Here is a 13,763-nt window from a genome sequence, read left to right as displayed (position 1 = left end):
GAGTCCGTATTCCCACTGTCTGGTTCTCGGCCGTGCCACGTCGAGATACTCGCCGCCCCAACGCTTCACATCCCCACTACCCCAGCAGCTTCTTCTGGACCTTCCCCATCGCGTTACGGGGCAGCGACTCCACGAGTCGCACCTCCCGCGGACGCTTGTGCACGGACAGTTCGGACGCGACGTGCGCGATCAGCTCGTCGCGGTCGGCGTCCGGTCCGACGACGAACGCGACGATCCGCTGCCCGAGGTCGTCGTCGGGCAGTCCGACGACGGCAACCTCCTTGACGCCGGGATGTCCGAGCAGACTGGTTTCCACCTCGCCCGCGCCGATCCGGTAGCCGCCGGACTTGATGAGGTCGGTCGACGCGCGGCCGACGATGCGATGGAAGCCGCCGTCGTCGATCGCGGCGACGTCGCCGGTGACGAACCAGCCGTCCTCCGTCCACGATTCGGCCGTCGCGTCGGGACGGTTCAGGTAGCCGTCGAACAACATCGGGCCGCGCACCTGCAGCCCGCCGATGGATTCGCCGTCGTGCGGAACGGGCGTCCCGTCCTCGGCCACGAGCCGCGTCTCCACTCCTTCGACCGGCAGGCCGACCCATCCGGGCCTGCGTTCCCCGTCGGCTCGGGTACTGAGCGTGATCATCGTTTCGCTCATGCCGTACCGCTCCACGGGCGCGAGTCCGGTGAGCGCGGTGAGCTTCTCGAACACCGGAACCGGTAGCGGCGCACTGCCCGACACCAGCAACCGGGCTCCGGACAGTGCCCGTGCGGACGCCTCGTCCTCCACGATCCGCGACCACACCGTCGGGACACCGAAGTACAGGGAGCCGCCCGCCTCGGCGTAGGCAGCCGGGGTGGGTTTACCGGTGTGGACGAGCCTGCTGCCGACGCGCAGCGGTCCGAGCAGCCCGAGGATCAGGCCGTGCACGTGGAACAGGGGAAGCCCATGGACCAGAGTGTCCTTGCCGGTCCACTGCCAGGCCCGCACGAGCGCGTCGAGCCCGGCCGCGATGGCGCGTCGCGACAGCAGCACGCCCTTGGGGGCGCCGGTCGTACCGGAGGTGTACAGGACGAATGCCGTCGACGACGGATGCGGCTCGGGGTGCCCGTGCCAGTCTCGGGCGTTCACCCGCACCGGCACGACGGGAAGGTCGCTCCCCTCGGGCGCCTTCCCCAACCACGCCTGCGCGCCCGAGTCGGTCAGGATGTGCGCGAGCTCGGCCGGTCCGGAGTCCGGCGGCACCGGAACCACGGTGACCCCGGCGAAGAGGCAGCCCACGATCGCGACGACGGTCGCGGCAGTGGGTTCGGCGAGCACGGCGACGCACCGAGCACCGGCGATGCGACGCGCCAGGGCGCCGGCGCCACCGACGATGTCGCTGCGCGAGAGGGTGTGCCCGTCGATGCGCACGGCGTCGGGGAGGTCGTCGCCCTGGGCGACGGCGAGGGGATTCAGGGAGCTCAGCAGCACGCCTGCCAGCGTCTCACATCAGGTCCGGCGCCCGTCACGTCCGCGTCGCCAGCGACCGTAGGAAGAACGTGAGGTTCGCGGGACGTTCCGCGAGGCGGCGCATGAAGTAGCCGTACCACTGCGCGCCGTATGGCACGTACACCCGCATGCGGGCGCCACTGTCGGCGAGACGCTGCTGCTCGACGTCCCGGATCCCGTACAGCATCTGGTGCTCGTAGCGATCCGGGCCGCGTCCGGTGCGCCGGGCCTCGGCGGTCGCGGCGTCGATCATCGCCGGGTCGTGGGACGCGACCATCGGGTAGCCGTCGCCGTCCATGAGAATCGCCAGGCACCGACGGTACGAGTCGTCGACCTCTGCCGCGGACTGGAACGCCACCGATGCCGGCTCCCGATAGGCGCCCTTGCACAGGCGGACCCGTGACCCCGGTCCCGCGAGGTCGCGGCAGTCGCTCTCGGTGCGGCGCAGATACGCCTGCAGCACCGCTCCCACCCACGGGTAGTCGGCGCGGAGCGCGGAGACGATCGACAGCGCCCCGTCGGTGGTGGTGTGGTCCTCCGCGTCGACGCTGACCCACACGCCCGCGGCCAGCGCGGCCTCGCACAGCTCCCGCGCGTGGTCGAGCGCGATCTTGTCACCGTCGACGGGCAGCGCCTGCCCGAGCGCCGAGAGTTTCACCGACACTTCCAGCCTGTGCGATCCCGGCGCCTCGGCCAGCTCGGCGAGATCACCCAGCAGACTGCGGTATTCGGCGACGATCGCGCGCGCCTGGTCGACGTCGGTGGTGTCCTCGCCGAGGTGGTCGATGCTGATGGCTCGTCCGGAGTCGAGCAGGGCACGCGTCGCGGCCAGCGCGTCGTCGCGGGCCTCCCCCGCGACGAATCGGGTGACCAGCGAGCGGGTTCCGGGGGCGTGGGTGATCGCCGACTTGATCCGAGACGAGCGCGCTGCGGCCAGGATCGCGGGCCGCAGCAGATTCGCCATCGCTACACCTCCGGTCCCATGTGCGGGTAGCGATGGTCGGTGGGCGGCACGAACGTCTCCTTGATCGTGCGAGCCGACGTCCAGCGCAGCAGGTTCAGCGGCGAGCCCGCCTTGTCGTTGGTACCGGACGCCCGCGCCCCACCGAACGGCTGCTGCCCCACCACGGCACCGGTCGGTTTGTCGTTCACATAGAAGTTCCCCGCGGTGAATCGCAGTGCCGCCATGGCCTTCTCCACCGCAACTCGGTCGTCGGCGATCACCGCCCCGGTCAGGGCGTACGGCGCGGTCCTGTCGACCACCGTGAGCAGGTCCTCGAACGCGGTCGGGGTGGCGTCGTCGTAGACGTGCACCGACAGGATCGGCCCGAAGTACTCGGTGGCGAACGCCTCGTCGCCGGGGTCGTCGGCGAGCAGCACCGTCGGTCGCACGAACCAGCCGACGCCGTCGTCGTACGTGCCGCCGACCGCGACCTTGACGCCGGCGGCTCCGCGCGCCCGCTCGATGGCCGCGACGTTCTTGTCGTAGGCCCGCTGATCGATCAGTGCCCCGCCGAAGTTCGCCAGGTCGGTGACGTCCCCATAGGCGAGCTCGTCCGTCTCGGCGAGGAAGTCCTCCCCCATCTCCTCCCACACCGACCGCGGAACGTAGGCGCGAGACGCCGCCGAACACTTCTGCCCCTGGTATTCGAAGGCGCCCCGAATCAGCGCGGTCCGCAGGGCGTCCGGGTCCGCGGACGAATGCGCGACGACGAAGTCCTTGCCGCCGGTCTCGCCGACGATCCGCGGATAGCCGTGGTAGCGGTCGATGTTGGTGCCCACTTCCCGCCACAGGTGCTGGAAGGTGCGGGTCGAGCCGGTGAAGTGGATGCCTGCGAGACGAGGGTCGGAGAGGACGACGTCCGACACCGCGGGACCCGTCCCGGTGACGAGATTGATCACCCCAGGCGGCAGCCCGGCCTCCTCGAGAACTCTCATCGTCCAGTACGCCGAAAGCGTCTGGGTGGGAGACGGTTTCCACACCACGGTGTTCCCCATCAACGCGGGCGCGGTCGGCAGGTTGCCGGCGATCGCGGTGAAGTTGAACGGCGTCACCGCGTAGACGAAACCTTCCAGAGGCCGGTACTCCATCCGGTTCCACACCCCCGGACTCGACACCGGCTGCTCGGCGAGGATCTGCCGCGCGAAGTGCACGTTGAACCGCCAGAAGTCGACCAGTTCGCACGGCGCGTCGATCTCGGCCTGCTGCACGGATTTCGACTGTCCGAGCATCGTTGCCGCCGCGATGGTTTCGCGCCAGGGGCCGGACAGCAGGTCGGCGGCGCGCAGGATCACCGCGGCGCGCTCGTCGAACGGCAGCGACCGCCATCCCGGAGCCGCCGCGACGGCCGCGGTCACGGCGTCGTCGGCGTCCTCGTGGGTGGCGTCTGTGATCGTGCCCAGGACCGCGGTCCGGCGGTGCGGCTGCACGACGTCGATCCGCTCCCCGTCGCCCATCCGGTGCACGCCACCGATGACGTGCGGGAGGTCGATCGGAGCCCCGGCGATCTCGGCGAGCTCGCCGGCGAGGATGGTGCGCTCGCGACTACCCGGAGCGTACGAGTGCACCGGCTCGTTGGCCGGCGCGGGAACCTGCGTGACGGCGTCCATGCTGCCTCCTGTCCCGAGGTGGGACCGGGGCGGAACCCCGGTACCGAGGAACTGAAGTCCAGGGTAAGGCGCCGTCGGCGCTCGTGCGTGTTGTGGAGGTCCACAGACCCCCGACACGCGCACGAGCTGGGGCGCCTCCCGCTTGCGGGGGCCGAAGCTGCCTACAGGCGGGACGCTGCCGCGGCGATGCGCTCGTCGGTCTCGGTCAGCGCCATTCGCACGTGGCGGCGGCTGCCGGGACCGTAGAAGTCGCCGGGGGCGACGAGGATGCCACGCTCCGCGAACCAGTCGACGGTGTCACGGCACGCCTCCTCGCGGGTCAGCCACAGGTAGAGGCCGGCCTCGGAGTTGTCGACGGTGAATCCGGCGCCGCGGACGGCACCCAGCAGAACCTCACGACGCTTGCGGTACCGCTCACGCTGCTCGTTCTCGTGCTCGTCGTCGTTCAGTGCCGCCGTCATCGCGGCCTGCACGGTGAGCGGCATGATCATGCCCGCGTGCTTTCGCACCTCGAGCAACTCGGCAACGAGTGCCGGGTCGCCGGTGACGAAGCCGGCCCGGTAGCTGGCCAGGTTCGACGTCTTCGACAGCGAGTGCACCGCAAGCAGATTGGTGTGGTCGCCGTCGCAGACGCGCGGATCCAGGATCGAGTACGCCTCGGCGTCCCACGTCAACCCCAGGTAGCACTCGTCGGACACGACGATCGCGTTCCGGCTGCGCGCGAACTCGACGACCTTGCGGAGGTGATCGATGCCGAGCACCTTGCCGGTCGGGTTGGACGGCGAGTTGACGAAGATCAGCTCGGGCCGCTCGGGACCGAGACGCGTCAAACCGTCCGCCCGCAGCACGCGGCAGCCTGCCAGCAGCGCGCCCACCTCGTAAGTCGGGTACGCGACCTCGGGGATCACCACCAGATCGCCCTTGCCGAGCCCGAGGAGGGTCGGCATCCAGGCGATCATCTCCTTCGTCCCGATCGCGGGCAGCACCGCCACCGGATCGACACCGGTGATGCCGTACCGCCGGGCGAGCGCCGCCACCGCGGCCTCCCGCAGCGCGGGTTCACCGTGAGTGGTCGGGTACCCGGGCACGTGCGACACCGACGCCAACGCGTCCCGAATCAGGGGCGCGACGGGGTCGACCGGGGTACCGACGGACAGGTTGACGATGCCGTCGGGATGCGACTGCGCCGTGGCCTTCGCGCCGGCGAGCGAGTCCCACGGGAAGTCGGGCAGGCCGCGAGAGACGGCGTTACGAGGCACGGTCGGGAACCTCGACGCTCAGTGCTCGCCCATGGGCGGGAGTGCCTTGATGAACGGCGGGTCGTAGTCGACCTTGCCGAGCTTGGCGGCACCGCCGGGTGATCCGAGCTCGACGAAGAAGTCGACGTTCGCGGAAACGTAGTCGTTCCACTGATCCGGGACGTCGTCTTCGTAGAAGATGGCTTCGACGGGGCAGACGGGCTCACAGGCGCCGCAGTCCACGCACTCGTCGGGGTGGATGTAGAGCATCCGGCCGCCCTCGTAAATACAGTCGACGGGGCATTCTTCGATGCACGCCTTGTCGAGCACATCCACGCACGGTTCAGCAATCGTGTAGGGCACTGCCGCTGCCTTTCTGACACGGACCTTCTTTGCAGGACACCACGAGGCGCGGTACCCGGGTAACAAGTATCACCCCTCCCCCGGACAACGGTCCGGTAAGGGTGCCCTCAGACGGTGGTGATTCCGTGCACACCCTGCCCCGCGACGGCGGTCCGCACGGTGTGCCCGTCGATCCACCGTTTCCCCTGCACCGCGGCATCGAACAGGGCGCCCCGCTCACCGAGATATCCGGCGATCGCACCCACCAGAGGCACGTGACCGAGCACCTGAAACACCCGTATCGGCTGAGGCCTGCGGTGCAGTTCGTCGGGAATGGCCCGCAACGTCCGCGCGGTCGACCACAGACCGCCGATCGCGGCGAACGGTCGCCAGCCGGCGGGCTGGTCGTCGACGCGTTCAGCGATGTCGGTGGTGTCGGCGAGCAGGGTGCGCGCATCGATCTCCCGACCGCAGAGCACCGACGCCAGCAACTCCACCTGGGCGGTCCGGTCGGTGACGCCCAGTTCACGGGCGACCGCCACGAGAACAAGTGTCTGGTTCGCGAACCCGAGCAGGTCCTGCAGCGGCAGACGCTTCGCAACCGGTCCGAGGACACCCGGGAACGCCACGACCATCGTGTTCAGGGTCCCGAGGCGTGTCAGCCACCAACTCGCTCGACGCTCGTCCCCGGCCCGCTCCCACGCCGCGGTGCCCGGCACTTCGGCGAGGTCCAGCAGCCACGCCACCCCGTCGAGGACGCGGTCGAGCGCCGACCCACCCTCGACCGGGGGCAGGAAGGTGCGCGCCTTGATCCCGAACGGGTCGACGGACGCCAGATCTAGAATCGGGTTGACACCCCACGCCGCGCGGTCGAGAACCGCGACGACCCGCTCGTCGCCGATCGGGTCCCCGCCGCTCATGACACGACCACCCGCTCGGCGTAACTGGTCGTGCGTTCCCGGGCGGGCCTGCCGATGCCCTCCGCGATGGAGCGCAGTTCGGCGACGGTCTTCTCCGACCCGTGCTGCGAGCCGGCCATGCGGGAAATGGTCTCCTCCATGAGCGTGCCTCCGAGATCGTTGGCACCGCCCTGCAGCATCGCCTGGGTGCCCTCGATCCCCAGTTTGACCCAACTCGTCTGAATATTGTGGATACGGCCGTGCAGCATCACCCGCGCCAGCGCGTGCGCGGCCCGGTTGTCCCGCATCGTCGGCCCCGGACGCGACGCCCCCGCCAGGTACAGCGGCGACGACTGGTGCACGAACGGCAGCAGCACGAACTCGGTGAAACCGCCGGTGCGGTCCTGGATTCCGCGGAGCACGTTCAGGTGGCCCACCCAGTGGTGCGGCTGGTCGACGTGGCCGTACATCATCGTCGAACTCGACCGCAGGCCCACCTCGTGCGCCGTCGTGACCACGTCGACCCAGGTGCTCGTCGGCAGCTTGCCCTTGGTGAGGACCCAGCGGACCTCGTCGTCGAGGATCTCCGCGGCCGTTCCGGGGATGGTGTCGAGGCCCGCTGCCCGCAGTTCCGTCAGCCAGTCCCGCACCGACTGTCCGCCGCGCGAGGCGCCGTTGACGATCTCCATCGGGCTGAACGCGTGCACGTGCATCGACGGAACCCGTTCCTTGACCGCGCGCACCAGGTCGGCGTACCCGGTGACCGGGAGTTCCGGGTCGATACCACCCTGCATGCAGACCTCGGTCGCCCCGGCGACGTGCGCCTCCCACGCCCGGTCCGCGACCTCGGATGCCGACAGGGTGAACGCGTCCGCGTCCCCCTTGCGCTGCGCGAACGCGCAGAACCGGCAGCCGGTGTAGCAGATGTTGGTGAAGTTGATGTTCCGGTTCACCACGTAGGTGACGTCGTCGCCGACCACCTCGCGACGCAGGCCGTCGGCCAGCGCGACGAGGGCTTCGAGGCCCGCACCGTCGGCGGTCGCGAGTGCGCGGTAGTCGTCGTCGGAGCAGCCCGCCGGGTCGCGCTCGGCGTTTCGGAGCGCCGTCAGCACGTCCGAATCGACCTTCTGCGGGGCGCTGAGCGAGAGCACCTGCTCGCGGACCGTGTCCCAGTCGCCGAACGCGCTGCCCAGGTCGCTCCGGGTCTCGGTGTTGCGGCCGTCGGTGTCGATGGCGGTGTTCAGGTCGATGCGGCCGCTCGACGACCACATCTCGTCCGGTTCCTGCCACGGCAGGCCTGCCGGAATCACGTCGGTACGGGCCATGCCGGTGACCGGGTCGGCGAGTGCCTGCACGTGCCCGGCGATGCGCGGGTCGATCCACGGCGAGCCTGCCAGCACGTACTGCGGCTGGGCGGCCGTGCGCTCGACGAGCGTGTACCCGGCCTCGGCGGTGATCGCGGCGAGCGTGTCGAGGTTCGGCCACGGGCGTTCCGGGTTGACGTGGTCGGGCGTCAGCGGCGACACCCCGCCCCAGTCGTCGACACCGGACGCGATCAACGCCAGGCACTCGTCCCCCGACACCAGGTTCGGCGGCGATTGGATCCGCATCGCCGGTCCGAGCACCAGCCGGGTGACGGCGATCGCGGCTCGGAACTCCTCGATCCCCGCGTCGGGCGTCTCCCGCATCGCGGTGTCGTCCTTGGCCAGGAAGTTCTGCACGATCACTTCCTGAACGTGTCCGAACGCCTTGTGCGACTTGCGGATCTCCATGATCGTCTCGGCGCGATCGGTCATCGTCTCGCCGATTCCCACCAGCAGTCCGGTGGTGAACGGCACCGACAGCCGACCGGCGTCCGTCAACGTCCGCAGCCGAACCGCCGGATCCTTGTCGGGGCTGCCGTGGTGGCATTGCCCCTTCTCGGTGAACAGCCGCGTCGACGTCGTCTCGAGCATCATGCCCATCGACGGCGCGACGGGCTTGAGCCGCGAGATCTCCTCCCAGCTCATCACGCCCGGATTCAGGTGCGGCAGCAGACCGGTCTCCTCGAGCACCCGGATCGACATGGCCCGCACGTAGTCCAGGGTCGAGTCGTAGCCCCGCGATTCGAGCCACTCCCGCGCCTCGGGCCACCGTGCCTCCGGACGGTCACCGAGCGTGAAGAGCGCCTCCTTGCAGCCCAGTTCGGCGCCCCGGCGGGCGATGTCGAGCACCTCGTCCGGGTCCAGGTACATCCCGTGCCCCTCGGCGCGCAGCTTGCCGGGCACGGTGACGAACGTGCAGTAGTGGCACTTGTCGCGGCACAGCCGGGTCAGCGGGATGAACACCTTGCGGGAGTAGCTGACGGTCTTCGGCCTGCCCGCCGCCTCCAGGCCGGCGTCCCGGACACGCGCCGCCGAGGTACACAGATCGTCGAGGTCGCTGCCCTTGGCGTGCAGCAGCACCGTCGCCTCGTCGACGTTCAGTGTCGCCCCGTCCCGGGCACGTCGCAGCGCACGTCGCATCGCGGACGCCGGCGGTGCCGGCAATTCACGCACCGTCGACGGTGCCGCGACCGGCATCGTCGGGTCGGGCAGCATCGAGGAAGTGGCGTCGTCAGCAGTCACGCAGTCGATCATGCGCCATTGCCGGAGATCTACGCCAGGGCAGGTCAGCTGCGGGGGTAGTCCTCGTCGTCGGGAACGGCACGGGACTGCTCCACCGCGTCGGCCTCGTCGACCTCCCTGGTGCCGACCGTCTCGACCTGCGCCGCATCCTCCTGCTCGTCGTCCGGCACCACCGGGTCCGCCTGCTCGGCGCGGTCGACGTCCGGTACCTCGTTCTCGAGTCGATCCACGGCACACTCCTTCCGCTCCTGTCCAGGTTAGGCGCCTTCGGCGCCCGTGCGCGGTTTCACGGGTCCGGGGACACGCACAGCGCCCACGAGCGCCGTTGGCGTCTGGTGCGGCAGTGTGGAGGGGTGATGAGCACCCCGGCCTTCTCCTCCCCCGTCACGATGGCCGACCCGCGGTGGAAGCCGAGCTCACGGGCTCCGCTGCTGTGGGCGGTGAACGCTGCCCTGATGTGGATCCCGGTTTTCGTCGCGCAGGTCGTCTGGGCGGTCGTCGACGGCGCGTGGACGTCGTGGCCGCACGTGACGGTGTTCGCGGCGTCGGCGGCGCTCGCGCTCGCGCACGTGCTGGTCGTGCCCGGCTGGCGCTACCGGGTGCACCGCTGGGAGGTCAGCGACACCGCCGTCTACACGCGGTCCGGGTGGTTCACCCAGGAACGTCGCATCGCGCCGATCAGCCGCGTCCAGACCGTCGACACCGAACGCGGCCCGGTCGACCGCCTGCTCGGACTCGCCACGGTCACCGTCACCACCGCCTCGTCCGCGGGTGCGGTGCGGATCGCGGCGCTCGACACCGAGATCGCCGACGCCACCGTCGCCCGACTCACCGAGATCGCCGGACGCAACCGGGGGGACGCGACATGACCGTGCCGCGGTCACCGGCCCCCGGCACCGCCCCACCGGAACAGTCGGGTCCGGACGCCCTCGCCGCCGAACAGGAGCAGCCGTGGCTGCGCCTCGACAAGCGGATGTTGCTCGTCCATCCCGTCGACGAAGCGGTCAAACTCCTCCCGGTGCTGCTGATCTCGCTGGTCGTCGGCACACAGAGCGGCAACCACTACTGGGGTCTGATCGCCCTGTCCGTGCTGGTGGCGTACGCGATCGCACGGTGGTTCACGACGAGTTACCGCATCGGGCCCGTCCATGTGCAGTTGCGGACCGGGGTGTTCCAGCGCAAGGTCCTGTCCGTTCCACGGAACCGGATCCGGTCGGTCGATGTCGAGGCCGGACTGCTGCACCGCGTCCTCGGTCTCTCGGTTGTCCGGATCGGAACGGGGCAGCGAGCCGAGAAGCCGGGCGAATCGGCCAGGTTCGAACTCAACGCCCTCGACGCCCGGCTCGTCCCCGCGCTGCGCGAGGCGCTGCTGTTCACACACGGTGCCACGGACTCCCCCGAGGCATCCGACCCCACGCAGGCACCGCGTGGGGTCGAGATCGCACACTGGTCGCCGTCCTGGGTTCGGTACGCCCCGCTCTCGACCACGGGCGTCCTCACCGTCGCCGCCGCAATCGGCCTGGTGTTCCAGTACGGATTGGGGCAACGCGTCGCCGACTCCGACACGATCTCCGAGGGCCTGGACGTGCTGCGCGGCTGGGGTGTCGCGGCAGCGGTGACGATCGGCGTCGTGGCGCTCGTCGCGATCGCGAGCGCGCTCGCCTGCGTCCGCTACCTGCTGACCTTCGGCAACCTGACGGTGACCGACGACGGACGGGTCCTGCACGTGAGTCACGGGCTGCTCCGCACCCGGCAGACGACACTGGACCGGGCGCGCCTGCGCGGCACCAGCCTCCGTGAGCCGCTGCTGCTGCGACTGGCGGGCGCCGCCCGGCTGGATGCGGTGATGACGGGCGTGTCGGCCGATCAGCGGTTCTCGTCGCTGCTGCTGCCGCAGGCGCCGCGGCCCGAGGTGCAGCGGGTCGAGTCCCTGGTGCTGCGATCGCGGGATGCCACCCCGCTGCACTCCCACGGACCCGCGGCTCAGCGCCGCAGGTACAGCCGGGCTTTGCTGCCGGTGGTCGTTCTCGCCGCTGCGGTGGGCGTCGCGGACACGGCCGGTGCACCGATCGGCTGGCAGGTGTGGACCGCGGTCGCGATCCTGGCCGTCGCCGCGGGCCTGCTCGCCCACGACCGGTATCGCGGTCTCGGGCATGCCACCCCGCCAGGCCGGTTGGTGACCCGGCACGGATCACTCGACCGCGGCAGGCACACCGTCGACGCCGACGGCATCGTGGCGTGGACGGTGCGGCAAACCTTCTTCCAGCGCCGCGCCGGGGTCGCAACCGTCATCGCCGCGACCCCGGCCGGAACTGGTCACTACGACGTGCTCGATCTCCCTGCTCAGGAGGCATGGAGTCTCGTCGAGACCGTCACCCCGGGTGCAGGCGACATCTGGACGCGCAGGAACTGACCCCGGAGGCCACGACCCGTGGGCTTTCGCATTCTCCCTCTCCGCCAGGGTGACGCTGCTAAAACAGAACGTCTGCGCTGTTTCGTGCGGCATTCATCACTCACAAGGAGAGCTCACGTGATCGACCGGCTTCGCACTGTCACGACCGGCCTGGCCACCGTCGCACTGTTCGCGCTCGGCGCCACGTTGCTCCCCGCGACCACCGCCACCGCTCAGTCCTCGGACATGGGATCCTCAGGCGCGCAGGCGTCCGACGATGTCGGTCTTGCCGGCGTGAACAACTTCGAATGCAGGTCGGCCGAGCACCCACGTCCGGTTGTGCTCGTGCACGGCACGAAGATGACCGCCGCGGACAGCTGGAAGCCGTTGGCCGCGGAACTGCAACGCGACAACTACTGCGTCTTCGCCCTGAACTACGGCAAGGGAATCCTGTTCGACCCTGCAACCTTCCTGCCGAAATGGGGGTACGGCGTCGCCGCGATCGAGAACTCGGCGAAGGAGCTGGACACCTTCGTCGAAACGGTGCGCACCCGAACCCAGTCCGCACAGGTCGACATCGTCGGCCACTCGCAGGGCGGCACCGTGACCCGCCAGTACCTCCGGTTCGAGGGTGGCGCAGCACGAAACACGATCCATAACCTCGTCATGCTGGCCCCGTCGACCCACGGCACCGACTTCAACGGCCTGTACAGGACCGAGGCCGACGCCAAGGCAGCGAGGCAGCCGATCGCCGTACAGCAGCAGATCATCGGCTCGGCGTTCCTGGCCGCTCTCAACGCCGACAACAAGGAGACATTCCCCGGAATCGAGTACACGGTCATCGCCACGACGACGGACCGCGTCATCACTCAGGCGGATCGGGATCCGGACCTGCCGCCCCTCCCGTTCCTCCACCCGGCCCCCGGCACCGAAGGATCGGTGTACAACGTCACCGTTCAGGACAGGTGCCAGATTCCGACCTTGGCGATCCGCCACGCCAACAACGTCGTTGACGGTGCACCGGTCGGAATGCTGAATCACCCTGTTCCACTGTTCCTCGCCCGCCAGGCCCTCGACCCGACACTCGCGGGTACACCTCCCTGCTAGGGCATGCTCCGGTGCGGTGGACTCGGGCAGCGGGCCCACCGCACCGGTAGCGTCGAACCCGTGGAACCGTATGCCACACTCCCCGCGATGGACGCCGACCTCGTCGACTGCAGGCTCTGCCCACGGCTTGTCGAGTGGCGCGAGCAGGTGGCCCGCGAGAAACGGGCCGCCTTCCGCGACCAAACCTATTGGGGCCGTCCGGTGCCCGGGTTCGGACCGAACGACGCCTCACTCCTGATCGTGGGGTTGGCACCCGCCGCCCACGGCGCCAACCGAACTGGGCGCATGTTCACCGGAGACCGCAGCGGTGACGTGCTCTACGCGGCGCTGCACGCCGTGGGCCTGGCGAATCAGCCGACCGCGGTGTCGATCGACGACGGACTCGCCCTACTCGGCACCAGGGTCACCTCGCCCGTGCACTGCGCGCCACCCGACAACAAGCCGACCCCCACCGAGCGCGACACGTGCCGCCGCTGGCTCGACGAGGAGTTGCGCATGCTCTCCCCGACGCTGCGGTCGGTGGTCGTGCTCGGTGGATTCGGTTGGCAGGCACTGCTTCCCGCGCTCGCCGATGCCGGGTGGACGGTGCCGCGGCCGCGGCCGAAGTTCGGTCACGGCGCCCACGTCGAACTTTCCGGCCCGGACGGGCCGCTGCACCTGTTCGGCTGCTATCACGTCAGCCAGCAGAACACCTTCACCGGCAGGCTCACTCCACCCATGATCGAGAGCGTTCTCCGGGATGCGGCGCGCGCCGCGCTTTTACCTGTCCGATAGTCGAATTCGTTCGCACCCTCAACAAGGTGGTACCGCGCTCGAGTTGTCGCGCACGATGTTCGGCGCGACAGTTGCGGTGATCAGTGGAATTCCGACCCGATGCCTTTGTGGAGCCTCGTCGCGCGAGGGCACTCCACCAGTGGGCGATCCGGCCCTCCGTTCGTACACCGCCGTCAATCCCAACACGTTCGGCAAGCTGAACGAGTCCTGCAAGGGGTTCTGCAAGATCTCCCCGGGGTACAGCCGGCGGTTCGGCGAGGGTCTACCGGGAACCGATCTCGAGGGCGCGCCGCAGGTCATCGT

The 13,763-nt window shown here is 69.7% G+C and carries 12 protein-coding genes; 4 read left to right on the top strand and 8 right to left on the bottom strand.

Going from position 1 to position 13,763, the window contains the following annotated elements:
• Positions 1-76: 76 nt before the first annotated feature.
• The 8 genes from FFS72_RS15625 to FFS72_RS15590 form a co-directional block, all read right to left on the bottom strand.
• On the bottom strand, positions 77-1,474 hold the full coding sequence (locus FFS72_RS15625) for an acyl-CoA synthetase (RefSeq protein WP_137874803.1): 1,398 nt from the start codon (positions 1,472-1,474) through the stop codon (positions 77-79).
• Positions 1,475-1,508: 34 nt separating this feature from the next.
• The gene (locus FFS72_RS15620; protein ID WP_137874802.1) at positions 1,509-2,456 is read right to left on the bottom strand and encodes a proline dehydrogenase family protein; all 948 of its coding nucleotides are present in this window, start codon (positions 2,454-2,456) and stop codon (positions 1,509-1,511) included.
• A 2-nt stretch (positions 2,457-2,458) separates the two neighbouring features.
• Entirely contained in the window at positions 2,459-4,102 is a 1,644-nt protein-coding gene (pruA, locus tag FFS72_RS15615) for an L-glutamate gamma-semialdehyde dehydrogenase (protein WP_137874801.1), read from the bottom strand.
• 161 nt (positions 4,103-4,263) lie between these two features.
• Positions 4,264-5,361 carry a succinyldiaminopimelate transaminase gene (dapC, locus tag FFS72_RS15610; protein ID WP_137874800.1) on the bottom strand — a complete coding sequence of 366 codons (1,098 nt, stop codon included), beginning with the start codon at positions 5,359-5,361 and terminating at the stop codon, positions 4,264-4,266.
• Positions 5,362-5,379: 18 nt separating this feature from the next.
• The gene (gene fdxA / locus FFS72_RS15605) at positions 5,380-5,703 is read right to left on the bottom strand and encodes a ferredoxin (RefSeq protein WP_050063124.1); all 324 of its coding nucleotides are present in this window, start codon (positions 5,701-5,703) and stop codon (positions 5,380-5,382) included.
• A 107-nt stretch (positions 5,704-5,810) separates the two neighbouring features.
• The gene (locus FFS72_RS15600) at positions 5,811-6,602 is read right to left on the bottom strand and encodes a hypothetical protein (RefSeq protein ID WP_137874799.1); all 792 of its coding nucleotides are present in this window, start codon (positions 6,600-6,602) and stop codon (positions 5,811-5,813) included.
• The gene (locus FFS72_RS15595) at positions 6,599-9,142 is read right to left on the bottom strand and encodes a bifunctional FO biosynthesis protein CofGH (protein ID WP_502704124.1); all 2,544 of its coding nucleotides are present in this window, start codon (positions 9,140-9,142) and stop codon (positions 6,599-6,601) included. Before FFS72_RS15595 ends, FFS72_RS15600 begins: the two co-directional genes overlap by 4 nt.
• A gap of 89 nt (positions 9,143-9,231) precedes the next feature.
• A complete protein-coding gene (locus FFS72_RS15590) occupies positions 9,232-9,417 on the bottom strand; it encodes an Rv3202a family protein (protein ID WP_137874797.1) in 186 nt (61 codons plus the stop codon).
• Positions 9,418-9,543: 126 nt separating this feature from the next.
• Here FFS72_RS15590 and FFS72_RS15585 point away from each other — a divergent pair, with 126 nt between their 5' ends.
• The 4 genes from FFS72_RS15585 to FFS72_RS15570 all read left to right on the top strand — a co-directional run bounded on the left by FFS72_RS15585 (position 9,544) and on the right by FFS72_RS15570 (position 13,460).
• Complete coding sequence (locus FFS72_RS15585; RefSeq protein WP_137874796.1) at positions 9,544-10,056, top strand: PH domain-containing protein; 513 nt, start codon at positions 9,544-9,546, stop codon at positions 10,054-10,056.
• On the top strand, positions 10,053-11,600 hold the full coding sequence (locus FFS72_RS15580) for a PH domain-containing protein (protein ID WP_137874795.1): 1,548 nt from the start codon (positions 10,053-10,055) through the stop codon (positions 11,598-11,600). Before FFS72_RS15585 ends, FFS72_RS15580 begins: the two co-directional genes overlap by 4 nt.
• Before the next feature lie 117 nt (positions 11,601-11,717).
• Positions 11,718-12,686 carry an esterase/lipase family protein gene (locus FFS72_RS15575; RefSeq protein ID WP_137874794.1) on the top strand — a complete coding sequence of 323 codons (969 nt, stop codon included), beginning with the start codon at positions 11,718-11,720 and terminating at the stop codon, positions 12,684-12,686.
• An 87-nt stretch (positions 12,687-12,773) separates the two neighbouring features.
• Positions 12,774-13,460, top strand: coding sequence for a uracil-DNA glycosylase (locus tag FFS72_RS15570; RefSeq protein WP_137874857.1), 687 nt, complete (start codon positions 12,774-12,776; stop codon positions 13,458-13,460).
• The last annotated feature ends 303 nt before the right edge of the window (positions 13,461-13,763 follow it).

The sequence above is a fragment of the Rhodococcus sp. Q genome (assembly GCF_005503035.1).
In the GTDB taxonomy this organism is placed as follows: Bacteria; Actinomycetota; Actinomycetes; order Mycobacteriales; family Mycobacteriaceae; genus Rhodococcus_G.
This window is presented reverse-complemented; position numbering and strand designations above follow the sequence as displayed.

Coding starts and splice junctions, on each gene's coding strand:
- FFS72_RS15620 (WP_137874802.1), bottom strand. CDS start 2,456: ATGGCGAATCTGCTGCGGCCCGCGATCCTGGCCGCAGCGCGCTCGTCT.
- pruA (WP_137874801.1), bottom strand. CDS start 4,102: ATGGACGCCGTCACGCAGGTTCCCGCGCCGGCCAACGAGCCGGTGCAC.
- FFS72_RS15600 (WP_137874799.1), bottom strand. CDS start 6,602: ATGAGCGGCGGGGACCCGATCGGCGACGAGCGGGTCGTCGCGGTTCTC.
- FFS72_RS15595 (WP_502704124.1), bottom strand. CDS start 9,142: ATGCCGGTCGCGGCACCGTCGACGGTGCGTGAATTGCCGGCACCGCCG.
- FFS72_RS15585 (WP_137874796.1), top strand. CDS start 9,544: ATGAGCACCCCGGCCTTCTCCTCCCCCGTCACGATGGCCGACCCGCGG.
- FFS72_RS15580 (WP_137874795.1), top strand. CDS start 10,053: ATGACCGTGCCGCGGTCACCGGCCCCCGGCACCGCCCCACCGGAACAG.
- FFS72_RS15570 (WP_137874857.1), top strand. CDS start 12,774: ATGGACGCCGACCTCGTCGACTGCAGGCTCTGCCCACGGCTTGTCGAG.